The sequence below is a fragment of the Gemella sanguinis ATCC 700632 genome, assembly GCF_000701685.1.
GTDB lineage: Bacteria > Bacillota > Bacilli > Staphylococcales > Gemellaceae > Gemella > Gemella sanguinis.
In genome coordinates this window covers 1-23,465 of the sequence record NZ_KL370813.1, presented here as the reverse complement: position 1 = coordinate 23,465, position 23,465 = coordinate 1, and the positions used below count along the sequence as shown (strand labels likewise).

Sequence of the window (23,465 nt, the reverse complement as noted above, 5' to 3'; positions counted from 1 at the left end):
TTTTATTGTTAAAAAAAAATATAAAATTACGTTGACAAAAGTAGACGATAGTAGTATACTTATTTATGTAGAAAGATTACAGATGTAAACAAAAATCAAAGAGGTGATTATTAATGGACAAAAAAGAAGTATACTCAATAGATGGAATGAGTTGTGCATCTTGTGCAGCACATGTTGAAGAAAGTGTTAAAAGTTTAGAAGGTGTCAGTGATGTCAGTGTAAACTTGGCAACAGAAAAACTTACTTTAACAAGAGATTCCAATGTGAGCAGTGAAGATGTAATAAATGCCGTAGAGAAAGCAGGTTATGGACTTAGCTTAATTACAAGTATTGAAGAAAAAACTTTCATAATTGAAGGAATGAGCTGTGCATCATGTGCAAAAAACATTGAAGATACAGTTTCTGCTTTAGAAGGAGTAGAAGAAGCAACAGTAAATTTGACAACCGAAAAAATGTTTGTTAGATTTGATAAAAATATCTTAAGTGTGGGGCAAATTGAGCAAGAAGTGGATAAAGCTGGTTATAAAGCTAAATTAGATATTGATAAAAATATAGATAACAAAGTAGATAAAAAGAAAAAACAAATCGAAAGTGTATGGAAAAGATTTTGTTATTCTGCATTATTTGCTATACCTGTACTATATATTGCTATGGCAGATATGTTTGGCTTACCGATACCAAGTGGTCTGACACCAATGCAAAGTCCTAGATTATACTCAACAGTGCAGTTAATATTAGTATTACCAGTAATATATTTAGGAAGACAGTTTTTCATAGTAGGTATAAAGTCTTTATTTAGAAGAAGACCAAATATGGATACACTTGTAGCACTTGGTTCTGGAGCAGCATTTTTATACAGTCTACATTCTACTATCTTAGCTTATTTGGGCGATAAACATGCAGCAATGAATCTATATTATGAATCTGCTGCAGTTATACTTACTTTAATAACTTTAGGTAAATATTTTGAAGCTGTATCAAAAGGTCGTACAACTGATGCAATAAGTAAACTAATAAATCTTGCACCGAAAACAGCAAACATTATCAAAGACGGTGTTGAATCAGTAGTAAACGTAGAAGAAATAGTTGTGGGTGATGTATTATTAGTACGTCCAGGAGAAAAAATACCTTTAGATGGTGTTGTAATAGAAGGTTACTCATCAGTTGATGAATCAATGTTAACAGGTGAGAGTCTACCGGTAGAAAAAAGTGTAGATAGTAAAGTAGTAGGTGCTAGTTTAAATAAAACAGGTGTCTTTAAAATGAAAGTTACTAGAGTAGGTGAAGATACTACTTTATCTCAAATAATAAAACTAGTAGAAGATGCTCAAAACTCTAAAGCACCTATTGCAAAATTAGCTGATAAAATATCAGGTGTGTTCGTACCTATTGTTATTACTTTAGCCCTAGTAGCCGCAGGAGTATGGTATTTTGTTGGAGGAGAAACATGGGGTTTTTCTCTTAAAATAATAATTTCTGTTCTTGTTATAGCTTGTCCATGTGCTTTAGGTCTTGCTACACCAACAGCCATTATGGTAGGAACAGGTAAAGGTGCTGAAAATGGTATTTTAATAAAAAGTTCAGAAGCTCTACAAATAACTAAAGAAGTAGATACAGTGGTATTTGACAAAACTGGAACATTAACAGAAGGTAAACTTGCTGTAACTAATGTATTAACATATAATAATTATACTGAAGAAGAGATTTTACAGATGGTTGCAAGTGTTGAATATCTTTCTGAGCATCCACTAGGTTTAGCAATAGTAGAAGAAGCTAAAAATAGGAACCTAGATATACTAGAAGTGAAAGATTTTAATTCACTAGTAGGTTTAGGTGTAGTTGCAGTAGTAAATAATAAAAATATCCTAATTGGTAATAAAAAACTAATGTTAAATAATAATGTTAATATTGCAGATAATATTAATAATGCTGAAAAATATGCTTCTGAAGGTAAAACACCTTTATACATTGCAATAGATAATGTGCTTTCTGGAATTATTGCTGTAGCTGATCAAGTTAAAGATAGTAGTGCAAAAACAGTAGAGCAGTTGCATAAATTAGGTATAGAAGTAGTAATGTTAACTGGTGATAATGCAAAAACTGCACAAGCAATAGCTAAAGAATTATCAATAGATAAAGTTATAAGTGAGGTACTACCTGAAGATAAAGCAAATGAAATAAAAAAATTACAAGAATCAGGAAGAAGAGTTGCTATGGTAGGAGATGGAATTAATGATGCTCCAGCGTTAGTTCAAGCTGATGTAGGATTAGCAATTGGTACAGGTACAGATGTAGCTATAGATGCTGCAGATGTAGTACTTATTAAATCAGATTTAAATACTGTTGTTAATGTGATAAACTTAAGTAGAAAAACAATAAAGAACATAAAAGAAAATTTATTCTGGGCATTTTTCTACAATGTAATAGGTATTCCTTTCGCAATGGGTATTGTGTATCTATTTGGAGGTCCTTTATTAAATCCAATGTTAGCAGGGGCAGCAATGAGTTTTAGTTCAGTATCAGTAGTATTAAATGCTTTAAGATTAAAAAGAATAAAATTAAATTAATAAGAAAGAAGGAATAATCATGAAAAATACTTATAATATCGAAGGTGTAAAATGTGGTGGTTGTGTAGCTACTGTTAAAGATAAATTGTCTAAATTAGAAAACGTTGATAGTGTTGAAGTTAGTATCCAAGAAAAAACTTTAACTGTTGAAGGTGATGTAGCTAAAGAATCACTTCAAGCAGCTTTATCTGACACAAAATTTAAAATAAATTAGTATTAAGGAGTTCAGTTAATTTCATAATTAACTGAACTCTTTTTTTTATTTATAACCATATAGGCATGAGAATTAACCACATATACATTTGTTGTAGATTTTTATAATTTAATTATATAAAATATAAGTAACAAAAGAGAAAAGGTGGTGATAAATTATGAAAGTAGAATTAAATATTGATGAAAAGTTTAAAGAAATATTAGTAACAATATCAACGGATAAGATAAACGATGAAGTTCAAGAGTTGGTAAATTATATAGAATATAAAGAAGATTATTTAGTTGGAATAGCTGATGAGCAAGTTTGTGTATTAGATATTTCGGATATAATAAGAGTCTTTGTAGAAGATAGGAAAGTTTTTGTAGTTACAACAAAAGGAAAGTTTGTCGTAAGAAAGAAATTGTATGAAATGAATAACTTATTAACTAAAGATTTTGTAAAAATATCACAAAGTGAGATAGCTAATATTAAATTTATTAAAAATTTGGATTTAAGTATTAGAGGAACAATAGTTATCGTTTATAAAAATTCAGATATTAGTTACGTGTCTCGCAGATTGTTAAAAGATTTTAAAACTAAACTTGGCTTATAGGAGGAAAGAAAAATGAGAACATTTCAAAAATTAGTTATATATATGTTATTAGGTATTGGTGTAGGTAATCTACTTAATTTAATATTTAGTATGGCTTACGGAGAATTCTCTCCAGGAAAACCAATTTTTATTGAAAGTTTTAGTAATGTAAATACAGCTGTACTAGTTGAGACGATTGTATTTGCTATTTTAGGGTTACTACAAGGTTTAGCAAGTAATATATTCCAAAGTAAGCTTAATGATAATATTAAAATAACTTTTATTGCTCATTATTGCTTAATACTTTTACCACTGGTACTAGCAGGTTACTATTTAAAATGGTTTAGTAGCTTTACAGCATTTTTATCAATGATTCTACTTGCTAGTATAATATATGTAGTAATAGGTGTAGTAAAGTATTTTAGTATAAGAAAAAGTATAAGAGAAATAAATGAGAAATTACTAAATTATAAATAATAAAAAAGGTCTGACAATGTCAGACCTTTTAATGATTTTAATCAATTATTATTTTTTTAATAAATCACGGATTTCTTTAAGAAGTTCTTCTTTAGAATCAACTTCAACTGGTGCTTCAGCTGCTGCGTCAGCTTCTTCTTTAGACATTTTATCTTTTGCAGTGTTAATAGCTTTAACAAAGATAAAGATAGCAAATGCAGTGATTAAGAAGTCAATACTAACTTGGATGAAGTTACCGTACTTGATACCTTCCCAAGCTAAGTTAGTGAAATCTGGCTTAGATGGGAATACAAGAGCGATAATTGGCATCATAATGTCAGTTACTAATGAACTAACGATTTTACCAAACGCAGCCCCGATGATAACCCCAACTGCTAAGTCTAGAACATTTCCTTTAAATGCAAATTTTTTAAATTCGTTTAACATAAATACTTTTTTCTCCTTTTTAATTTATATTTTACTTTGAGTATAATATAGTATATTGCAAATAAAATCAAGAGGAATGCTCATATTTTTAAAAAAAATTTAAAGAAAACGTATTCCATGATAATTCTTTTTATTTAGCCATCTGATAGCGCTTTTAGTGAAGTTTTTTATACAAGTTAAATTAAGATTTTTGTAAAAAAAAGAAACAATTAAATTATTAAATTTAACTGTTTCTTTTGTGTTTTTTTTTAAAATTAAAGTTCTTCTTTTTCAACTTTATCTTTTTTTAAAAATTTGTTTAATAAGTTAGAAGCTTTTTCTTTATTTTCTTCAACTTTTTCTACGAAGTTTTCTTTTCGCTTATCATTTTTCGCTTTGAAGTTTGTAACATTAGATTTCATATTGTCTACAGAACTTTGTAATCCGTTAATTGAATTAGCTAATCCTTCAGCAGAATTAAATAATGGATCTAATTTTTCAGATTTAACTTGAAGATCTTCAGCAAGAATATTAGTGTTTTGAAGTAAAATATTAGTTTCTAACATAATAGGTTCTAAATTTCCTTCAACTTTTTTAATAGTTTCGTTTAAATCTTGAGCAAGTTTTAATGCATCTTCAGCGATATCAGTAACATCTTCTACGCATTCAGTTGCAGCAGCAAGAGATTTTCTTACAGTACCTAAAGTTCTAGCAGCACTTACACAGGCGATTAATACACCTAATCCTGCAAGAAAAATTCCAGCATAAGCCAATATTTGCCAATTAATATCCAGCATTTTTTATTTCCTCCTTAAAATTCTTCCTTTATTTTGTTTTATTTAATATTTGTATAATTATTTATTTGAGTTTTGTTCCACAAATTTATTACAAAGTTTATTGATATTTCCAGCTCCCATGAACAGTATAACACTATTATCGAAGTTTAATTTATCAAAGTTATCTTCACCATAGATAATTTCTGAACCTGGTGTAACTTTTTGTAAATCTTCAATACCAACAATTTTCTCTTTCTCACGAACTGAAGCGAAAATTGGGCATAGGAATACCTTATCTGCAGTTAGTAAGCTTTCAGCAAACTCATTTAAGAATTTAGCTGTACGTGTATATGTGTGTGGTTGGAATATTGCAATAATTTGTTTGTCGCTATATTTTCTACGTGCACTATCGATTGTTGCTTTAATTTCACTTGGGTGATGCGCATAGTCATCAACAACAACATTAGTTCCAACTTTGTGCTCAGTAAATCTTCTTTCAGCATGGTGATATGAACCAAGTGATTGTTGGATTTCATCAGTACTTAGACCACAAATATCAGCTAATGCGATTGCAGATGTAGCATTTGAAATATCATGTAGTCCAAAAACAGCCATAGTAAATGTTCCTAATAATTCAGAGTTTTTGTAAACATCAAATTCACTATTTTCTGAAGTAGTTTTTACATTTTTTATTTGATAATCATTACCTTCATTAAATCCATATGTAACAACTTTTGCTGTACTAGGTTTTAATTGAGAAGCAAGGCGGTCATCTCCACAAATAACAACAGTATCTTTAACTTGGTTAACAAAGCTTTGGAAAGCATCGAACATATCATGTTCATCGTTAAAGTAATCAGGGTGGTCAAAGTCAATATTAGTTACTATCGCATAATTTGGATGGTAAGCTAAAAAGTGACGATAATACTCACATGCTTCCGCAACAATGTAGTCAGAATTTTTTTCACCATGACCTGTACCATCACCAATAAGGTAAGATGTCACGAAGTTATGTTTGAAGATATTACTAACCATTGTTGATGTAGTAGTTTTACCATGTGCACCAGTTACTGCGATAGATGGGATTTCATCTAATAATTTCCCTAAAAATTGTGCGTAAGTATAGATTTTTAGACCTAAGTCTTTTGCTGCACGGTATTCGATATGTGTTTCATCGAAGGCATTTCCTAAAATAACCTCAAAGCCTTCTTTAATATTTTCAGCGTTATACCCATACATAGGGATATTACGTTGCTCTAATTTTTCTTGTGTAAAAAAATAGGTTTCTTCATCAGATCCTTGTACTTCATGCCCCATATCATAAGCGATTTGAGCAAGAGAACTCATTCCAGATCCTTTAATACCTATAAAATGATATTTACTCATTGTAATTCTCCTAAAATGTGTTTATTCTTAAAATTTTAAATAAAAAAATTATAAGCACTTCAATTTTACATTAAAATGCTCAAAAATTCAATCGATAAATTTTATAAACGCTGTTTTTAATGTATTTTTTTAGAAAAATTAGTATTAAATAATAAAGGAAGAATTTCTAACAAAAAATTTACTTGAAAAATTTTATATAGTATAATTAATTAAGTAAAGTAAACATTAGGAGATTTTTAATGAAAAAGTATTACGCGGTAAAAAAAGGTAGGAAAGCAGGAGTGTACCTAACTTGGCCTGAGTGCCAAAAACAAGTCATAGGATATAAAGGAGCGGTTTACAAAAGTTTTGATAATATGGAGGATGCCTATGGTTTTCTAAATAATAATAAATTTAGAAAGAAAAATATAGAAAGTGTAGATGGTGTCTATGCTTATATTGATGGTAGTTTTGATAGAGCATACAAAATATATGGATCGGGTGTAGTCATAGTTGATGGTGAAAACAAATATCAATTTAAACATGCCGGAGATAAAGAAGAATATGCGGAGTTACATAATGTTGCCGGAGAAATAGAAGCAGCTAAATTTGTTATGTGGTACGCTGTAGATAAAAAGATTCCTGAAATAACGATTTTTTATGATTATGAAGGTATAGAGTCTTGGGTGACAGGTGAATGGAAGGCTAATTTAGATTATACAAAAAATTATGTCGAGTATGCTCGTAGAGCATCAACAAAAGTAAAATTACACTTTATAAAAGTAAGAGCACATACAGGTGTTGAATTAAATGAATTAGTAGATAGTTTAGCAAAAGAGGCAATTGAGGAATTTAAGGAAAATAGATATAAAAAATATTTATAAATAAGAGGTTTAACACCTCTTTTTTATAAATAAAAGAAAAAACTAGTTAGTAAAGAAGGTGAAACAATGAATAATGAAGTCAGTAATACTGATATTATAAAAAAAATAGGAAGTATTATTTATAAAGATAAAGTAAGAATATTAATTGCTTTAGTAGCTTCAATAGCTTCGTATTACTTTACCCTATATCCTTCTGATAGATTAAGTTTTATTGTTGACGGAATAGCTAATAGGGAAATAGATTTTAATGGTGTTGTAAATGAAATCACTAAAATTATTATTGCGGGGATAGCTTTATATATAGTTTATTATTTTAAAGAATATTATACTTTTATTGGTTATGATAAGGTTATTAAAGATTTAACATATGAACTTCAAAATGATATTTATCGACATACCCCCGTGTTTTTTAGTAGATTCAGTATAGGGGAAGTTATTAGTAGATCAACTAATGATATATCAAACTATATAGCACAAGCTTTTGGTTATGGTGTCTTACTAGTTTTCGATGGTATAATTTACAATATTTTTATAAGTGTTCTTATTTTAAATAAGTCTAATCTAATATATCTTTTGTTAATACATATACCGCTAGTAATACAAACAATTTATTTAGTTAGTAGACGCGGTATACAAGAAAAATATTATAATAAAATGGCTAAAACAATGGATCAAATAACTGAAGAAACATTAGAAAATGTTAAGGGTATTCGTGTGATTAGAGCTTATAGTTTATTAGATAAGGTGCGTAATAGTTTCGTAGAAAAACTAAGAAGTTACTCAAAAAGTAATGAAAAATATATGAAGAAGACATTAATATATCAGCCTTTAAATACTATTTCAGCGGCAATCAGTTATGTCTTAGCGGTAGCATGTGGTTTTTATTTTATTAATTCAGGTATGATGACAATAGGTGAGTTAATATCTGTATGTGTAGTAATAGGTATGCTGCAATGGCCATATATAGCAATTTCAGAATTAGTAATAATCATTATTGAAATTCGCCAAGCGACAAGAAGAGTTTTAGAAATATCAGATAGAAAACCTGAAGTTAATAATGACTTAGCTGAATACGATTTTGAATTTAATGATAGTATTGAGTTTAGAAATTTTAACTTCTCATACGATGATAAAAATGTATTAGAAAATATTAATTTCAAAATTAATAAAGGTGAGACGATAGGAATAGTAGGTAAAACTGGGAGTGGTAAAACAACATTAATAAAACAATTATTGAGGCTTTATCCAGTCGAAAGAGAAACCTTATTGTTAGATAATCAAGGTATGGAAAAATACTATGACTATTCTGTTAGAGAAAAAATGGGTTATGCACCGCAAGAATATCAATTGTTCTCTAAAACTATTAAAGAAAATATCTTATTCTATCGCGAAAATCTAGAGAATACCTTAGAACAAGCCTTAATATTATCAGATATAAAAAAAGACATAGAGAGTTTCAAGGATGGAATAAATACTCTAGTAGGGGAAAATGGAATTTCACTCTCTGGTGGTCAAAAGCAAAGGTTAGGCATAGCTCGTGCAATTTTAGCTAATCCAGACATCTTAATTTTAGATGATAGTCTAAGTGCGGTTGATGCAAATACAGAGAAAACAATAATTGAAAATATTAAGAATTATAGACAAGGAAAGACAAATATTATAGTTTCTCATAGAATCTCAGCAGTAAGGCATGCGGATAAAATACTAGTACTAGAAAATGGTGAAGTCTTAAGTGAGGGAACTCATGAGGAACTCTTAGATAAATGTACGTGGTATAGAGAGTTAGATGAGTATCAAAATAAGGAGGTAGAATAATATGAAGACTAAAAATCCATTGTTACAATTTCTACCTTATATAAAAAATTCGAAAAAAGAATATATACTAGGGACAATATTTTCTGTGTTAAATGTAGCATTAGGTGTTCTTGGCGTATATGTTCTATCGAAAGTTTTTGACGGAATCGAGGGAAGTGTCACTAGACAAATAGTTCTCAAGTCTTTAACTATTGCATTAGGTTATGGCTTAATTTTACTTTGTTCAGGTATTTCGAATTATATTAGAAATATATATTTAGTAAAAGGTGCTAATGAAATATATGTTCGCATTCAGATGCAAGTGTATGATCATATCCAAAGCTTGCCGATAAGATATTTTGATAATATCCCAGCAGGTTCAGTAGTTTCAAGAATAACAAGTGATGTTAATCAGATTAGAACATTTTTTGTATCAAGTTTTATTCAAATAATGATAATAACATTAAAAATCCTATTTTCTTACGTAGTATTATTTTATGTAGACTATAGATTTGCATTATTTATGTTGTTATTATTACCTATAATGTATTTTGTATTAAAAATCTACAATAAACTTACTATTGACAGTATAAAAGGCTATAGACGAAAATTCTCAGAAAGTAACGGAATAATAAATGAAAATTATCAAAACTTAGAAGTAATAAAAGCATTCAATAGAGAAAAGGCAAGTATTGCAGATTGGAATAAGCATAATATTGAGCGTTATGTCTATTGGAAAAAACTAAATCAAGTAGATAGCTTACTACTTCATAATATCACAGGAGTTTTTAGAGTAATTTTATTTATCGGTATAGTTTATTACTACGCATATTCAAGTTTTAATAACGATATTTTTGGAGTTACATTAGGTATGGTTTATTTATTTATAAACTACACTACGGATATAATCTATAGAATAGCAGACTTCACTATGGGGATTTCAACATATGTTAGAGCAGTAGGTGCGGCGAATAACATTCAAGAAATTCTTAAACTAGAAGTCGAAAAAGATATTGATATGCAAGAAACTGAAGATTTCCGAGGAAATATAGAATTTAAGAACTTATATTTTGCATATAATGATGACGACTATGTCTTAAAAGATATAAATCTAGAAATAAAAGAAAATCAAACAGTAGCTTTTGTAGGTCATACAGGAAGCGGTAAAAGTACAATAATGAATTTGGTAGTTAAGTTCTATGAACCAAATAAAGGTTCGTTGAGAATTGGTGGGAAAGATATTTCTGAATATAGCAGGAAATATCTAAGAGAACATATAGCGATTGTACTTCAAGATTCATTCTTATTTGAAGGAACTTTGTTAGAAAATATAACAACTTCAGGTGATAAACAATTAGCCAAAGAAGCATTGACTCAAGTCGGGGGAGAGTTTATTTTAGAAAATCACTCTTTAGAATCTAAAGTTGAAATAGGTGGTAGTAACTTTTCTACTGGAGAAAAACAACTTATTTGTCTGGCAAGAGCACTAGCAAAAAATCCTAAAATACTAATACTAGATGAGTCTACAGCTAATATAGATAGTGAGACTGAACAAAGTGTAGGAAAAGCTATAACAGAGCTGAAACAAGGAAGAACAACTTTAATAATTGCTCATAGATTATCAACAATAAAAAATGCAGATAATATCTTTGTTTTAAATAAAGGTGTCGTTGTCGAAAGTGGGAATCATGAACAGTTATTACAAAAAGGTGGAGTATATAAGAAAATGTATGAGACCCAAATAAAAGGATAAAAAAATAGGATTTAAGATAATTCTTAAATCCTATTTTCTATTAGTTTTTGAAGACAAATTCGTATGCTAAATCGATACTCTTGAATGAAACCATAACAGTTTCATAGCCTAGTGGTTTGATTAGGGCACCTACTGCATTAGCTACTTTTTCGCAAACTTCTACAGGGCGTTCTACCCAACCGATTTCAATGTTAGCACGGCTAATTTCTTCTCCGTCTAGAATCGCAACACTTTCAACTAAATCAAGTGTGAAAGCTTCTCTTGGACGCTCGATGATTCCAGCGATTGTGTCGAAAAGCTCAGCACTTACTTTTTTTAAGTCTTCTTTCTTGATTCCTCTAGCAACTATTCTTGGCATAATAAACCTCCAAATTTTGAATTCGTTTTCTTTTATTATATCACAATTAGAAAAATATTTCTTTAAAAAATTAATAAAAATTACAAATAAAACTAAACAAAATAAGCAAATTTTTAATTATATCTATAAGTTCTTCCAAATATAAGATTGTTAAGGCTACAGAGGATTTTTTAATATATAAAAAGTATTTTTTTTTCTTATTTCAGATTTAAATATTATCAATTATATTAATAATGTGGTAATATAGATATAGAAAGATAAATATAAAACATATTATAAAAGGGGAAATTTTTATTAAACTTTTATACAAAAAATACTATTCACTTAGTATAGTAATTGTTATTTGTATTTTAATATTTTTATTTTCGAATCAACCAGGAGAGGATTCCTCAAAAATATCTAATAATTTATTTATAAGAAAATTAGGGCATTTTAGTGAATATGCCATACTGGGATTTTGGAGTTTTATATATTTTGCAAATTTATTAATAAAGGATATAAAAAATAATAAAACAATAAGAGTATCTATAGCTAGTTTAATATTTTCGATGTTTTATGCAATAACTGATGAAATTCATCAGTTATTTGTTCCAGGACGTGATGGGAATATTAAGGATGTGGCTTTAGATACATGTGGAGCCTTTTTTGGGATATTGGTAGTAAATATATTATTCACCTATTTTGTAACTAAAAAAAGTGAAAAAAATCATAGTTTGTAGTTGTATTTTTTTAGTAAAAGTTATAAAATAGTTACTTAGATAATAAATTAAAAAGGAGGAGTTATCAATGCTGAAAGCACTTATAATTGAAGATGATAAATTTTTAGCAGCTTCGCTAAAAGCAGCTATTTCAGAGAAATTTGATGCTGATGTTTGTTATGATGGACTAGATGGAATAAAACTTGTGGATGAGAATGTGTATGACTTTATTATTGCTGATAGCATTTTACCAGGAAAAAGTGGAATAGATGTATTAGACTATGCACGTGAAATAAGAGAACAGAAAACACCAGTTATTATTCTTACAATTGCCGAATCAAACGAAGAAAAAGCAAGAGTTATGAAACATAGAGTGACTGAATATCTTCCTAGAACAGCAGATGCTTCTCTATTGTTAACAACAATGTCGAACTTGCTACAAAGAGAGAGTAACTTAAAAGAAGAGAATGAAGTTTCTTATAAAGACCTTGTTTTAGACTTAAAAAATGAGTTAGTAAAAACTGATACAAAAACATTAGATACAATCAAAGGTAAATATTTAGAACTATTATCTTTCTTTGTAATCAATAACAATATCGTTTTAGAAAAAGAAGAAATATTTGACCGCGTGTGGGGTGTAGACTCTGAAACAACAATTAACGCGATTGAAGTATATATTTCAGGGTTACGAAAAGAACTTAGAAAAATTGGATACGATAAAAATCTAAGAACTGTTCGTGGTGTTGGATATACTTTTGAATAGGTATAGTTATGGAATTTAATTATCCTATCGATTATTCATTATATAATGTAGATGAAATTACTATCATTATAAAATTTTTAGATATGATAGAAGAATGCTATACACAAGGTGTTGACCTTGCAGATTATAAAGAGTGTTATAAAGAATTTAAATCAATTGTGCGCTCAAAATCTGAAGAAAATAATTTATATCGTGATTTTAAAGAAATTACGGGATATGATGGATATCAAACAACAAAAGAAATGAAAAACGAAAAAACAAGAATCAAGCTATAGACTTGGTTCTTGTTTTTTATTTGAAAAAATATAATTATCTAATTATTAATGTCGATAAAACCATAATGAAATTTAGTATTTTTTCTTATAATTCTTTTAAAATTATATTTTTCAAAAATATTATCTCTAAAATGGGCTTTAACTATAATTTTATTTTTGGCTACTCGTCTTGCTTCTTCTAAAAAAACTTCAGTAGGAAAATTATAATCAGCTAGGGTTTCGATACCCGATAAATTCATAGACTCTTTAATATTATGAGAGAACATTGGATCGAAATAAATAATATCAAATGAATTATCTTCACACTTTTTTAAATACTCTAAGCAATCAATATTATGAGTAGTTATAGATCGCATTGCGGATAAAATTTTATTATCGCTAGCAATATAGTTTTTTAAACCATTACTTACTATATAGTGAATAATTTTATTTTTCTCAAGGGCAGTAACTTTATTGCCGTAGTAACTCAAGAGAATACTATCGCTTGCTAGCCCCATAGTACAATCTAATACTTTAGAAGGCTGTGGTATTAATTCCGTTAGTGGTTCATTATCGTTATTTTTCAATTTTAATGCAGTAGTATCAAGATGGAAGAATAACTCGCTATTATTTTCAAAATAACTGATCTTATTTTTGTAAATTACTAAAACCCCATCAAAATGCGATAATAGTTCTTTTATTGTTTTTTTATTTCTAAAGTGAAAATCTAACTCTAAATTTAAAGCATGCTTTTTTGCTACTTCAATTAATTCATCAGATGTTTTTACACTTGTTGTTACAATAATATTCTTAGTTAGCATGTGATAGTACCTTTTTCTGTAATTATGAAGTCAACTTTTTGATCGTGTTCTTCTGTAGGAATATTATCTTGAAGGAGCTGATCATAAGAAAGACCTATACTTACTTTATAGCTATTTTGAGAAAAGTATTTATCATAATAACCTTTGCCATATCCTAAGCGATATCCCTGTTTATTAAAAACTATAGATGGAGTTATTACTAAATCAACAGAACCGTTATAGAAATCATCACTTTCTGGTTCTAGTACGTTAAAATGACCTGGTTTTAAACTATCCCAACTTGTGATATTAACTAATTTCATATCGCCATTTACTATTTTTGGGACGTAGATTTGTTTATTAGAAAGGTGTTTTTTTATAAATATTTTTGTTGTTATTTCACTGCCGAATCCTATAAAAACAAAAATACGTTCTGCTTTTTTGAATAAATCTAGTTCTTCTAATAAACTAAAGATTTTATTTGAAGCTTCTATTCTATATTCCTCTGGTAGAGTATTTCTTTCTTTTATAAATTTTTTTCTTAGTTCCTTTTTCAAAGTATCACCTCATTATTATTATATCATAGTTATCATTTTATATACGAAAAGAAAAACAATCTAGATAAACTATGAAAATTAGTCTCTAGCTTTCTATTTTTCATATAAATCTCTAAATTAATTACTTTGAAATAATAATAGTTTATATAAAAAATAAAGTTGTTTAGAAAAATTACAGATTAAATTAAGTAAGAAATATATAAGTCAACAATTGAAAATCTATAAATAATAATAATTTAATAAAGTAAAAAGAAAAATAGAAATACAAACTAATAAAGTATTCATTAGAAATTTTAATTATAATGAAATGTATTTGGATATATTCGTATGTTTAGATATTTTATGTTGTAGTATGTACAAGTATAATCAAAATTTTAAGCTAGTTAAATGTGGACATAATAAGACTATTATATAGCGAATGTGTTTTCAATAATTTTCTTGCGTTTTCAAGGGATTATTAATGAAAATCTTTTTTATATAAAGCCAGAAATAATAAAGTGCAATATAATATAAAATTAAAAAAATAATTATCTAGTATTTAATGGAAATTATTTTATAAATATGATATAATATAAAAGAAAATTTATGAGAAAGGATGCCGCTACAAATAATGACAAATTCAAAAAAAGATATAAAAGATATATTAAGTAATGATGATGCAGGAACTAAGAGTAGTAAAGCACAGAGTTATGCTAGCTTATTAGAAAAAGTAAAGCAGCAATTTGTTGCAGATAAAAAGTCTACTGCTACTAAACCAGTAGTTGAAGAAGAACAAGTACAAGTAGAAGAACAAACGCAAGTAATAGATATTAAAGAAGTGCAAGAAGCACATGAAGTTCAAGAAGTACAGGAAACTCATGAACTTCCTGTAACTCAGGAGGTTGAAACAAAAGAAGTTGATGTTGTTGAAGAACCTCAACAATTTGAAACTAATGTTATAGACCACCCTGACTATCAAGCTACAGTTGTCCTAAATCGTGAAGAGTTAGATAAAGCTCTAGAAGAGGAGGGACTTAACGAGAAAAAAGAGGAAATAATTCCTGCTGTAGAAGCTGATAAAGGAAAAGTAGTGTTTGAAGTACATGGACTAAAAAAACGTATAGGTCTAAAAACAATAGTTGAAGACATTAGTTTTGATATGCATGAAGGTGAAATCATCGGATTATTAGGGCCTAACGGAAGTGGGAAAACAACAATTATGCGTATGATGGTTGGTCTTACTAAAACAACAAAAGGAGAAGCTTATTGTTTTGAAAAACCAGTTGGTTTTGGAAAAACAGGTATGCTAAAAGAAGTTGGATCAATGATAGAAACTCCAGAATTTTATAACTATATGTCTGGTTGGTCAAACTTAAAACAATATGCTCGTGTATGTGGTAAAAAAGTTACAAAATCTCGTATAAAAGAACTTGTTGAGTTTGTTGGGCTAAGCAATGTAATTAATAATAAAGTTAAAACATATTCTTTAGGGATGCGTCAACGTCTTGGTTTAGCTCAAGCGTTACTAAATGATCCAAAAGTTTTAATTTTAGATGAACCTGTAAATGGACTGGATCCACAAGGTGTACAAGATTTCCGTAATAAATTAAAAGAAATTGCAAAATCAGGTGTATCTATTTTAATTTCATCACATTTACTAGATGAGATTGAAAAAGTATGTGATAGGGTTATAGTTATTGAAAATGGTAAGATTATCGCTGATGATAAACTAGCTAGTCTTAAAGGTGATAAAGTAGAAAGAACATTAGTAAATACTTACGATAATGAGAGAGCAAGTTTCTTAATCCCTGAATTAGGTATTAATTATACTAGACAAGATGGAGCTTTCGTATTTGAAAATCTATCTCGTGAAGATAAATCAAGATTATTAACGTATTTAGTAACAAACAATATTGAATTGGATGTTGTACGTGTACTTAATACATCATTAGAGGATCGTTTCCTTGAAATTACTGGAAAGGGGAATAAATAATGAAATTGCTAATTAATGAATTTATAAAAGATTATAAAAAAGTAACAACATGGATTTATATGTTAGTTACTATTGGATTAATTGGACTAGTTCAATATATTAATTCGATAAAAATGGCTAAAAATGGATTTAGTACAGCTGAATCGCTAGCTGATATTACAAATGGAGCGACTGGAATAGCATCTATTTTCGCTTTAATTATACTAGCTAACAATTTATCTCAAGAATATTCAAAAGGAACAATTAAGTTTCTATATACGAAACCAGTATCTCGTTCAGCTATTTTAACAGCAAAAATAGTATTAGGATTTATTAACTATATTATCTTCGTAGTTCTAGGAACAGTATTTAATTATTTATTCGTAAATATAATTCTTAATAAAGGTAGCTATGATTTAAGTTTACTAAATGAAAAATTAGCTGATGGCTATTTTGGACGTACAGTATATCAACAGTTGGCAATAGTGAACCTTACTGGTTTAGCTGTATTCATTTTTTATGTAGCTATGGTAGTTCTTGTTTGTGTTGTATTTAAAACACAAGTATTATCATTAGTGCTAGTAATGATTTCAGTATTCGGAGGTACCCTGATTCAAGGATTAACAGTATTAATTGTCGATAAATTTGAATGGGTTAAATATCACATGTTTAATATTCCATTATTCCAATTGTTCTATGCAACTGAAGACAATAGATATTTAGTAAAAAACACATTTAAGTTTGATAATGCAAATACTTTAGTTATAATGTTAATCGCTTATACAGCAATATTCTTTATAGTTTCATATGTAATTAATTCACGTCGTGATATAACAATCGACTAAAATACTTAATATGTTAGGAGGTAGGTAAAATGAGAAGTTCATTAAAAAAAATAGAGCGTGTTAAAGATATTTTAGATTTAAATGGTAGTATTTTAACTTATAAATATACAGATGAAGAAATTCGCCTTGACCTTGGTGAAGAACAGTTAAGTAGTATTTTTAGTAGATTTATAAAAAGAAATCTAGCACATGTAAAAGAGGAATTAAAAAATGGTAAGCTTGTAAAATGTCAGAGTGGTCTAGGAATTTCTTGCTTATTTATTCCAAGTGATAACGAAGAAGAATTTTACTTAATTACGCCATTTTTAGAATACTTTGTTCCAACAAAAGTTTTCCAAGAATCACTAGTAAAATATGGAGCAAGTATAAATGAGTTAGTTTGTGATATTTATTCATCACTTCCGATAACTCCAAGAAAAAAATTCAACTATTTAATAGAGCTTTTAGCTGAAGATGAAAATGTAGACTTCTTAGATGCTATAGTTTTAATTGAAGATTCTAGTGTGAAAAATGTACGAAGAAATACAGCAAGAAAAAGTAACTATTTAAATAGTATTTTAGAAAGTGAAGTTAAATTCAAACGTGAAATAATTGAAGCTGTAATAGACGGAAATATCTCTAAAGTAAATATGCTATTCGATCTTCGCCATAGAAATCATGGTGTTGAAGAAGGTCACGTAGAAGCAGGCGTTAATGTTAGACGTAGAAAATCTTATAATATGAACGACCTACTAAGATATTCTTTAGAACAACATAGTTCAGATTACTTAGGAATTGAAGAATTATGGGTAAGAATTAAAAACAAACTTGATAACTATGACTTATCAGAAGATGTAATTAGAAGTTACTGCCTACTAGTTGATAAAAATAAATATAAAGATAAACAAGCTGTTGTACGTAACTGTATCGCGTATATAAATGACCGCATTGCTGAGAAAATTAGTTTAGATAATGTAAGTGAGTATCTAGGGGTTAACAAAAGTTATCTATCATCTATTTTCAATAAAGATATGGGAATCAGTATCGTAGATTATATTCATGATAAACGCGTATCAAACGCATGTTATCTATTAGCTAATACAGACTTCTCTATTTCAGAAGTAGCTGATTATATTGGATACTTTGATACAAGTTACTTCATCAGAATATTTAAAACTATAATGAAAGTAACACCACTTAAATATAGAGAATCAGCAGCGAAATTAAAACATTAATTAAAGAATCTTCAGGACTTATAGTTCTGGAGATTTTTTCTTATTTTAAATTAAATAATAGTAAATATTATACAAAATTTATGATATAATATACTTACTTAATTATATTAGGAGATTGATTATGATATTTGCATTAGATGTAGGGAATACGAATATAGTTTTAGGTGTTTTTGGTGATGATTATAATATGATACACTCTTGGAGAATAGCTACAGATAATACTAAAACCGAAGATGAATTATATGTAATTATACGTAATTTTTTTATAGATAAAAATATAAAATTTGAGGACTTTGATGGAGTCGTTATTGCTAGTGTAGTACCAAAGATGATGTTTGCACTGGAACTACTAAGTAAAAAGTACTTTAAAAAAGAACCAATAATAGTATCAACGGATATAAATACAGGTATAAAAGTACCTGCTCCGTATAGTAGTAAATTAGGATCAGATCGTATCGTTGATATAGTAGGAGCTAAGGTTAGTTCATACCTTCCTGCAATAGTAGTAGATTTTGGGACAGCAACAACATTTGACTGTGTGGATGGTGATATGAATTATCGTGGTGGAATTATTTGTCCAGGGATGAATATAAGTGCAGAAGCACTTTATACACGTGCTGCCAAATTACCACGTGTGGAGATAGAGTCGGTATCAACATCGTTAGGTATGGATACTACAACTCAAATGCAAGCTGGATTATTTTATGGGTTTTTAGGGCAATTTGAAAATATTATTAAACATCTAAAAGAAGAATTAGATAGTGAGTATAAAGTTGTTTTAACAGGTGGACTATCAAAATTCATAGGAAAACATAGTGAGTATGTTGATATTGTGGATGAAGAATTAACATTAAAAGGTATAATTGAATTATATAAAATGAATAAAGAAAAGTAATTTTTAACTATTATATATAGAAATAAAAGGATTTATTGTTTACAAAATAGACAATAAGTCCTTTTTATTTTTTGATAAACAACCTTTCGAATAGACAATTTTAATAAGAGGATGTATAATATAACATCATAAGAAGTGTAAACAATTATTATATATATTAATTAGTTAATAATTAATGTAGAAAGGATTTTTATTTAGATGAAAGATTATTTAATTAGAGGACTAGCCTTTAATGATGAGATTAGATTTTTTGTAACGAAAACAACAGATTTAGTAGAAGAAATTAGACAAAGACACGATGCATATCCAACAGCAATAGCTGCAGTCGGGCGTACAGCGACAGTAACAACTATGATGGGGGCTATGCTTAAAAGTGGTGATAGAATAGATGTTGCAGTTCGTGGAGATGGTCCAGTTGGAACAATCTATGCATCATCAGATGAAATGGGTGAAACAACAGCTTATGCTAAAAATATGCAAGTTCATATCCCAAGTAATGCTCAAGGTAAGTTAGATGTAAAAGGAGTAGTTGGAGCGGGAAATATCACAGTAGTTAAAGATCTAGGTCTTAATGAAAAATATACAACAACATCACCAATAGTTTCTGGAGAAATAGCAGAAGACTTTACTTATTACTTTGCAGCAAGTGAACAAGTTCCATCTGCAGTATCACTAGGTGTTTTAGTAGATACAGATAACTCTGTTTTAGCAGCAGGAGGTTTTGTATTACAAGTATTACCGAATGCTACCGATGAAACAATAACAAAAATAGAAAAAGCGATAAGTAATATTAAACCAATTTCTACGCTTATTCACGAAGGAAAAACTCCTGAAGAAATAGCTAATATCTTATTTGGAGGAGAAGAAAATTATAGAATATTACGAACTAATGATGTAGTATTCAAATGTACATGTTCAAAAGAGCGTTATGCAGATGCTTTAGTAACTTTAGGAAGAGAAGAATTAGAAGATTTAGCTAAACAAGAAACAACAGAATTAGTTTGTGCATTTTGTAAAGAGAAATATCAGTTTTCTCAAGCTGAAATTACTGATTTATTAGAAAACTTAAAATAATATTTAGAATATAGAGCCTTAATGAATAACATTTCATGAGGCTCTTGAATTTTCACTGAAAGTTTGGTATTATTAATAAAATTAATCAAATTTAACCGAGGAGAAGCTATGAAACTGTTAAGAGAGATGGTCGTTACGGATGGAAAAGTATACGATAATAATGTATTAAAAGTTGATTCATTTTTAAATCATCAAATAGATGCTACATTAATGTTAGAAATGGCAAAAGTATTTTATGAATATTTTAAAGATGAAAAAATCACAAAGATTTTAACTATTGAGGCAAGTGGTATTGCACCAGCAATAATGGTAGCTAATTTATTTAAAGTACCTATGGTTTTTGCGAAAAAAAGTAAGCCATCAACATTAAAAGATAATGCAGTTTATACTGCTCAGGTACATAGTTATACTAAAAATATAACTAATACAATAGTAGTTTCAGAAAAATTTATAAATGAAGATGATAGAGTTCTTGTTATCGATGATTTCTTAGCTAATGGACAAGCAGTTTTAGGACTTATGGAAATAGTAAATCAAGCTAAAGCAACTACAGTAGGAGTAGGGATATTAGTTGAGAAAAGCTTCCAAGATGGCAGAAAGTTAATAGAAGATAAGCAGGTTAATATTTGTTCATTATGTAGAATAGCTTCACTAGAGAACAACGAGGTTAAATTTAATACAGCTGATGACGAAAAATAGAAAGGATAGAAATAAGATGTGGGAAAATAAATTTCAAAAAGAAGGTTTAACATTTGATGATGTACTTTTAGTACCAGCTAAAAGTGATATATTACCAAAAAAAGTAGATTTAAAAGTTAGTTTAACAGAAAAACTTAACTTATCAATACCAGTTATTTCTGCTGCGATGGATACAGTAACTGAATACAAAATGGCGATAGCTATGGCAAGAGAAGGTGGATTAGGAGTAATTCACAAAAACATGACTATCGAAGAGCAAGCAGAACAAGTAATAAAAGTTAAACGTTCAGAAAGTGGAGTTATAACAGATCCTTTCTTCTTAACTCCAGATAGTAAAGTATATGAAGCAGAAGAATTAATGCAACAATATAGAATATCAGGTGTGCCTATCGTAAATAATCGTGAAGATATGAAAGTAGTAGGTATTATTACTAACCGTGATATGAGATTCTTAACAGATTTTGATATTGCAATCAATGATGTTATGACAAAAGAACATTTAGTTACTGCTCCAGCAAATACTACATTAGAAGAAGCTAGCGTAATTTTACGTGGCCACAAAATTGAAAAATTAATTTTAACTGATGAAGCAGGAAAATTAACTGGATTAATTACTATTAAAGATATCGAAAAATTAGCTAAATATCCTAACTCAGCAAAAGACAGTAAAGGTAGATTATTAGTTGCAGCTTCTGTAGGTGTTACTAATGATATCGTAGATAGAGTAGATGCATTAGTAGAAGCAGGAGTAGATGCGGTTGTAGTAGATACTGCTCATGGTCACTCTAAAGGAGTATTAGATGCAGTTAAATCATTAAGAACAAATTATCCAGAACTTGATATTATCGCTGGTAACGTAGCTACAGCTGCAGCAGCACGTGATTTATTCGAAGCCGGAGCAGATGTAGTTAAAGTTGGTATTGGACCAGGATCAATCTGTACTACACGTGTTGTAGCAGGGGTAGGGGTTCCTCAAGTAACAGCTATTTATGATTGTGCAACAGTAGCACGTGAATTAGGAAAAACTATAATTGCTGACGGTGGAATTAAATATACTGGTGATGTAGTAAAAGCTATTGCAGCAGGAGGTCATGCAGTAATGTTAGGATCAATGCTTGCAGGTTGTGAAGAATCTCCAGGTGAATTAGAAATCTTCCAAGGTAGAACATTTAAAACTTATAGAGGTATGGGATCATTATCAGCAATGGAAAAAGGTTCAAAAGACCGTTACTTCCAAGAAGATGGTAAGAAACTAGTTCCAGAAGGTATCGAAGGACGTACACCATATAAAGGTGCAGCATCTGAAACTATTTACCAAATCATTGGTGGATTACGTGCTGGAATGGGTTATACAGGATCTCATAACTTAGAAGAATTACGTGAAGAAGCTCAGTTTGTTCGTATGACTGGAGCAGGACTTATTGAATCTCACCCACATGATGTTCAAATCACAAAAGAAAGTCCAAACTATTCTAGATAATAAAATTATATAAGTAAAGTGAGATAATGTATATATTATATATCATTATCTCATTTTTTATAGGAGGAGAAAATGGAACTTTTTTTACCATATATTATTATGTATTTACTGTTTTCATTTTTATTAATGATTGTTTTTCAAATAATAGGGAAGAATGGTGCTTTAGCATTTATACCGATATATAGTATGTACATATCGCTAAAATTTTTAAAAGGAAGAATATATTATAGAAATTGGGGAATTTTTTATGTAGTTGGAACTATTCTAGTAATACCTGTAATGTATATAATAGTTGGTATTATTACTGAATATCATAAGTCTCAAAGTGCTCAATATAGTTCAAGCCCATGGGCAGGATTTGGTGAATTTATGACTGGTATATTTTTTATGTTTTTCTTTATTAATCTTATTTTGATAATTGGAAATATGCTAGTATATTTACCAATAATTAAAGACAGACTTTGGGTATGTGTGCTATTTGTTATTTGGAATATATATTATCTATTTAAATTTGTTATTTATATGGTAATTGGTTCAGGTAATTTTTTAGTGTTTTATATAATATATGGTATAAGCTGTGTTATAAATATATATTTTATATTTTATATCGCAAATTTATATAAGAAATTACAGTTAGAAAATAAAACAATAGTTTCTGAAATAGATTATGATAAATATCCTAGACCTGAAATTAAAAGAATAATAAGAAGTAGAAAGTATAATTTATTTGAGAACTAGTTTTCAAGCAAAACATAAATATAGAGTAGAGATTATCTCTACTCTATATCAGGCTGTTGACAAATAGGTCAACAGCCTTTTTTTAACTGAAATAAAACCTTTAAAATGGTATAATATAAGTATACAAAGGAGGTTTTAGTATGTTTAATAAAGTAGAAAATATAAAAGATGAAATAATACTAATGACACTATCAGAAATAGTACCTAAAGACCATTTTTTAAGAAAAGTAGATAAAGCTATCGATTTTAAATTTATTTATGATTTAACAGAAAAATACTATAGCCATACGACAGGGAGAAATAGTCTAGATCCTGTTGTATTATTTAAACTGG

At 28.7% G+C, this 23,465-nt stretch carries 24 protein-coding genes and 1 pseudogene; 19 read left to right on the top strand and 6 right to left on the bottom strand.

Translation table 11 applies throughout. The features are described from left to right. Positions 1–113 precede the first annotated feature (113 nt). The 4 genes from T369_RS0107910 (at position 114) to T369_RS0107895 (ending at position 3,829) form a co-directional block, all read left to right on the top strand. A complete protein-coding gene (locus T369_RS0107910; protein ID WP_031553971.1) occupies positions 114–2,567 on the top strand; it encodes a heavy metal translocating P-type ATPase in 2,454 nt (817 codons plus the stop codon). A 19-nt stretch (positions 2,568–2,586) separates the two neighbouring features. After that, on the top strand, positions 2,587–2,781 hold the full coding sequence (locus T369_RS0107905; RefSeq protein WP_031553968.1) for a heavy-metal-associated domain-containing protein: 195 nt from the start codon (positions 2,587–2,589) through the stop codon (positions 2,779–2,781). 157 nt (positions 2,782–2,938) lie between these two features. After that, entirely contained in the window at positions 2,939–3,373 is a 435-nt protein-coding gene (locus T369_RS0107900) for a LytTR family DNA-binding domain-containing protein (RefSeq protein WP_031553966.1), read from the top strand. 12 nt (positions 3,374–3,385) lie between these two features. After that, positions 3,386–3,829 carry a DUF3021 domain-containing protein gene (locus tag T369_RS0107895; protein WP_031553963.1) on the top strand — a complete coding sequence of 148 codons (444 nt, stop codon included), beginning with the start codon at positions 3,386–3,388 and terminating at the stop codon, positions 3,827–3,829. Positions 3,830–3,877: 48 nt separating this feature from the next. Here T369_RS0107895 and mscL read toward each other — a convergent pair whose 3' ends face one another. From mscL to murC, 3 genes are all read right to left on the bottom strand, one after another. Continuing rightward, on the bottom strand, positions 3,878–4,255 hold the full coding sequence (gene mscL, locus T369_RS0107890) for a large conductance mechanosensitive channel protein MscL (RefSeq protein ID WP_031553960.1): 378 nt from the start codon (positions 4,253–4,255) through the stop codon (positions 3,878–3,880). Between the two features lie 254 nt (positions 4,256–4,509). Beyond that, positions 4,510–5,031 (bottom strand): DUF948 domain-containing protein, encoded by a 522-nt coding sequence (locus T369_RS0107885; protein WP_006364095.1) that lies wholly within the window; start codon positions 5,029–5,031, stop codon positions 4,510–4,512. Positions 5,032–5,088: 57 nt separating this feature from the next. Beyond that, complete coding sequence (gene murC, locus T369_RS0107880) at positions 5,089–6,396, bottom strand: UDP-N-acetylmuramate--L-alanine ligase (RefSeq protein WP_031553956.1); 1,308 nt, start codon at positions 6,394–6,396, stop codon at positions 5,089–5,091. 239 nt (positions 6,397–6,635) lie between these two features. On the opposite strand from murC, the gene T369_RS0107875 reads away from it, so the two are divergent. The 3 genes from T369_RS0107875 to T369_RS0107865 all read left to right on the top strand — a co-directional run bounded on the left by T369_RS0107875 (position 6,636) and on the right by T369_RS0107865 (position 10,806). Further along, complete coding sequence (locus T369_RS0107875; RefSeq protein ID WP_031553953.1) at positions 6,636–7,259, top strand: ribonuclease H1 domain-containing protein; 624 nt, start codon at positions 6,636–6,638, stop codon at positions 7,257–7,259. Positions 7,260–7,325: 66 nt separating this feature from the next. After that, complete coding sequence (locus tag T369_RS0107870) at positions 7,326–9,074, top strand: ABC transporter ATP-binding protein (protein WP_031553950.1); 1,749 nt, start codon at positions 7,326–7,328, stop codon at positions 9,072–9,074. Position 9,075: 1 nt separating this feature from the next. Further along, positions 9,076–10,806, top strand: coding sequence for an ABC transporter ATP-binding protein (locus tag T369_RS0107865; RefSeq protein WP_031553947.1), 1,731 nt, complete (start codon positions 9,076–9,078; stop codon positions 10,804–10,806). 40 nt (positions 10,807–10,846) lie between these two features. Here T369_RS0107865 and T369_RS0107860 read toward each other — a convergent pair whose 3' ends face one another. Further along, positions 10,847–11,164, bottom strand: a complete 318-nt coding sequence (locus T369_RS0107860; protein ID WP_006364100.1) for a DUF1904 family protein — start codon at positions 11,162–11,164, stop codon at positions 10,847–10,849. 257 nt (positions 11,165–11,421) lie between these two features. Between T369_RS0107860 and T369_RS09140 the strand changes: the two genes are divergently transcribed. The 3 genes from T369_RS09140 (at position 11,422) to T369_RS0107845 (ending at position 12,900) form a co-directional block, all read left to right on the top strand. Continuing rightward, a complete protein-coding gene (locus T369_RS09140; RefSeq protein WP_324603274.1) occupies positions 11,422–11,883 on the top strand; it encodes a VanZ family protein in 462 nt (153 codons plus the stop codon). A 67-nt stretch (positions 11,884–11,950) separates the two neighbouring features. Continuing rightward, positions 11,951–12,625: a response regulator transcription factor gene (locus T369_RS0107850; protein WP_031553944.1), complete on the top strand. Its 675-nt coding sequence runs from the start codon at positions 11,951–11,953 to the stop codon at positions 12,623–12,625. 8 nt (positions 12,626–12,633) lie between these two features. Further along, complete coding sequence (locus tag T369_RS0107845) at positions 12,634–12,900, top strand: UPF0223 family protein (protein WP_031553941.1); 267 nt, start codon at positions 12,634–12,636, stop codon at positions 12,898–12,900. A gap of 38 nt (positions 12,901–12,938) precedes the next feature. On the opposite strand, the gene T369_RS0107840 is transcribed toward T369_RS0107845, so the two are convergent. Both T369_RS0107840 and T369_RS0107835 read right to left on the bottom strand, forming a co-directional pair. Continuing rightward, positions 12,939–13,700 carry a class I SAM-dependent methyltransferase gene (locus T369_RS0107840; RefSeq protein ID WP_031553938.1) on the bottom strand — a complete coding sequence of 254 codons (762 nt, stop codon included), beginning with the start codon at positions 13,698–13,700 and terminating at the stop codon, positions 12,939–12,941. Beyond that, positions 13,694–14,236 (bottom strand): 5-formyltetrahydrofolate cyclo-ligase, encoded by a 543-nt coding sequence (locus tag T369_RS0107835; protein ID WP_031553934.1) that lies wholly within the window; start codon positions 14,234–14,236, stop codon positions 13,694–13,696. The genes T369_RS0107840 and T369_RS0107835 overlap by 7 nt, the downstream gene beginning before the upstream one ends. Before the next feature lie 610 nt (positions 14,237–14,846). Here T369_RS0107835 and T369_RS0107830 point away from each other — a divergent pair. The 9 genes and pseudogenes from T369_RS0107830 to T369_RS08915 all read left to right on the top strand — a co-directional run. Then, on the top strand, positions 14,847–16,208 hold the full coding sequence (locus T369_RS0107830) for an ABC transporter ATP-binding protein (protein WP_051618994.1): 1,362 nt from the start codon (positions 14,847–14,849) through the stop codon (positions 16,206–16,208). Then, positions 16,208–17,032: an ABC transporter permease gene (locus tag T369_RS0107825; protein WP_031553928.1), complete on the top strand. Its 825-nt coding sequence runs from the start codon at positions 16,208–16,210 to the stop codon at positions 17,030–17,032. The genes T369_RS0107830 and T369_RS0107825 overlap by 1 nt, the downstream gene beginning before the upstream one ends. A 29-nt stretch (positions 17,033–17,061) precedes the next feature. Next, positions 17,062–18,246 carry a helix-turn-helix transcriptional regulator gene (locus tag T369_RS0107820; protein ID WP_031553925.1) on the top strand — a complete coding sequence of 395 codons (1,185 nt, stop codon included), beginning with the start codon at positions 17,062–17,064 and terminating at the stop codon, positions 18,244–18,246. Positions 18,247–18,367: 121 nt separating this feature from the next. Beyond that, positions 18,368–19,141 (top strand): type III pantothenate kinase, encoded by a 774-nt coding sequence (locus T369_RS0107815; RefSeq protein ID WP_031553922.1) that lies wholly within the window; start codon positions 18,368–18,370, stop codon positions 19,139–19,141. Positions 19,142–19,339: 198 nt separating this feature from the next. After that, the gene (gene hslO, locus T369_RS0107810; protein ID WP_031553920.1) at positions 19,340–20,215 is read left to right on the top strand and encodes an Hsp33 family molecular chaperone HslO; all 876 of its coding nucleotides are present in this window, start codon (positions 19,340–19,342) and stop codon (positions 20,213–20,215) included. 108 nt (positions 20,216–20,323) lie between these two features. Continuing rightward, positions 20,324–20,914: a xanthine phosphoribosyltransferase gene (locus T369_RS0107805; RefSeq protein ID WP_031553917.1), complete on the top strand. Its 591-nt coding sequence runs from the start codon at positions 20,324–20,326 to the stop codon at positions 20,912–20,914. A gap of 16 nt (positions 20,915–20,930) precedes the next feature. Next, a complete protein-coding gene (gene guaB / locus T369_RS0107800) occupies positions 20,931–22,394 on the top strand; it encodes an IMP dehydrogenase (protein WP_031553914.1) in 1,464 nt (487 codons plus the stop codon). Between the two features lie 72 nt (positions 22,395–22,466). Next, on the top strand, positions 22,467–23,132 hold the full coding sequence (locus T369_RS0107795; protein WP_031553911.1) for a hypothetical protein: 666 nt from the start codon (positions 22,467–22,469) through the stop codon (positions 23,130–23,132). A 140-nt stretch (positions 23,133–23,272) separates the two neighbouring features. Continuing rightward, a pseudogene (locus T369_RS08915) lies at positions 23,273–23,465 on the top strand (IS5/IS1182 family transposase); the annotation flags it as partial.

Coding starts and splice junctions, on each gene's coding strand:
- T369_RS0107845 (WP_031553941.1), top strand. CDS start 12,634: ATGGAATTTAATTATCCTATCGATTATTCATTATATAATGTAGATGAA.
- T369_RS0107870 (WP_031553950.1), top strand. CDS start 7,326: ATGAATAATGAAGTCAGTAATACTGATATTATAAAAAAAATAGGAAGT.
- T369_RS0107825 (WP_031553928.1), top strand. CDS start 16,208: ATGAAATTGCTAATTAATGAATTTATAAAAGATTATAAAAAAGTAACA.
- hslO (WP_031553920.1), top strand. CDS start 19,340: ATGAAAGATTATTTAATTAGAGGACTAGCCTTTAATGATGAGATTAGA.
- T369_RS0107820 (WP_031553925.1), top strand. CDS start 17,062: ATGAGAAGTTCATTAAAAAAAATAGAGCGTGTTAAAGATATTTTAGAT.
- T369_RS0107910 (WP_031553971.1), top strand. CDS start 114: ATGGACAAAAAAGAAGTATACTCAATAGATGGAATGAGTTGTGCATCT.
- murC (WP_031553956.1), bottom strand. CDS start 6,396: ATGAGTAAATATCATTTTATAGGTATTAAAGGATCTGGAATGAGTTCT.
- T369_RS0107815 (WP_031553922.1), top strand. CDS start 18,368: ATGATATTTGCATTAGATGTAGGGAATACGAATATAGTTTTAGGTGTT.
- T369_RS0107805 (WP_031553917.1), top strand. CDS start 20,324: ATGAAACTGTTAAGAGAGATGGTCGTTACGGATGGAAAAGTATACGAT.
- guaB (WP_031553914.1), top strand. CDS start 20,931: ATGTGGGAAAATAAATTTCAAAAAGAAGGTTTAACATTTGATGATGTA.
- T369_RS0107895 (WP_031553963.1), top strand. CDS start 3,386: ATGAGAACATTTCAAAAATTAGTTATATATATGTTATTAGGTATTGGT.
- T369_RS0107885 (WP_006364095.1), bottom strand. CDS start 5,031: ATGCTGGATATTAATTGGCAAATATTGGCTTATGCTGGAATTTTTCTT.
- T369_RS0107905 (WP_031553968.1), top strand. CDS start 2,587: ATGAAAAATACTTATAATATCGAAGGTGTAAAATGTGGTGGTTGTGTA.
- T369_RS0107795 (WP_031553911.1), top strand. CDS start 22,467: ATGGAACTTTTTTTACCATATATTATTATGTATTTACTGTTTTCATTT.
- mscL (WP_031553960.1), bottom strand. CDS start 4,255: ATGTTAAACGAATTTAAAAAATTTGCATTTAAAGGAAATGTTCTAGAC.
- T369_RS0107875 (WP_031553953.1), top strand. CDS start 6,636: ATGAAAAAGTATTACGCGGTAAAAAAAGGTAGGAAAGCAGGAGTGTAC.
- T369_RS0107900 (WP_031553966.1), top strand. CDS start 2,939: ATGAAAGTAGAATTAAATATTGATGAAAAGTTTAAAGAAATATTAGTA.
- T369_RS0107850 (WP_031553944.1), top strand. CDS start 11,951: ATGCTGAAAGCACTTATAATTGAAGATGATAAATTTTTAGCAGCTTCG.
- T369_RS0107860 (WP_006364100.1), bottom strand. CDS start 11,164: ATGCCAAGAATAGTTGCTAGAGGAATCAAGAAAGAAGACTTAAAAAAA.
- T369_RS0107840 (WP_031553938.1), bottom strand. CDS start 13,700: ATGCTAACTAAGAATATTATTGTAACAACAAGTGTAAAAACATCTGAT.
- T369_RS0107830 (WP_051618994.1), top strand. CDS start 14,847: ATGACAAATTCAAAAAAAGATATAAAAGATATATTAAGTAATGATGAT.
- T369_RS0107865 (WP_031553947.1), top strand. CDS start 9,076: ATGAAGACTAAAAATCCATTGTTACAATTTCTACCTTATATAAAAAAT.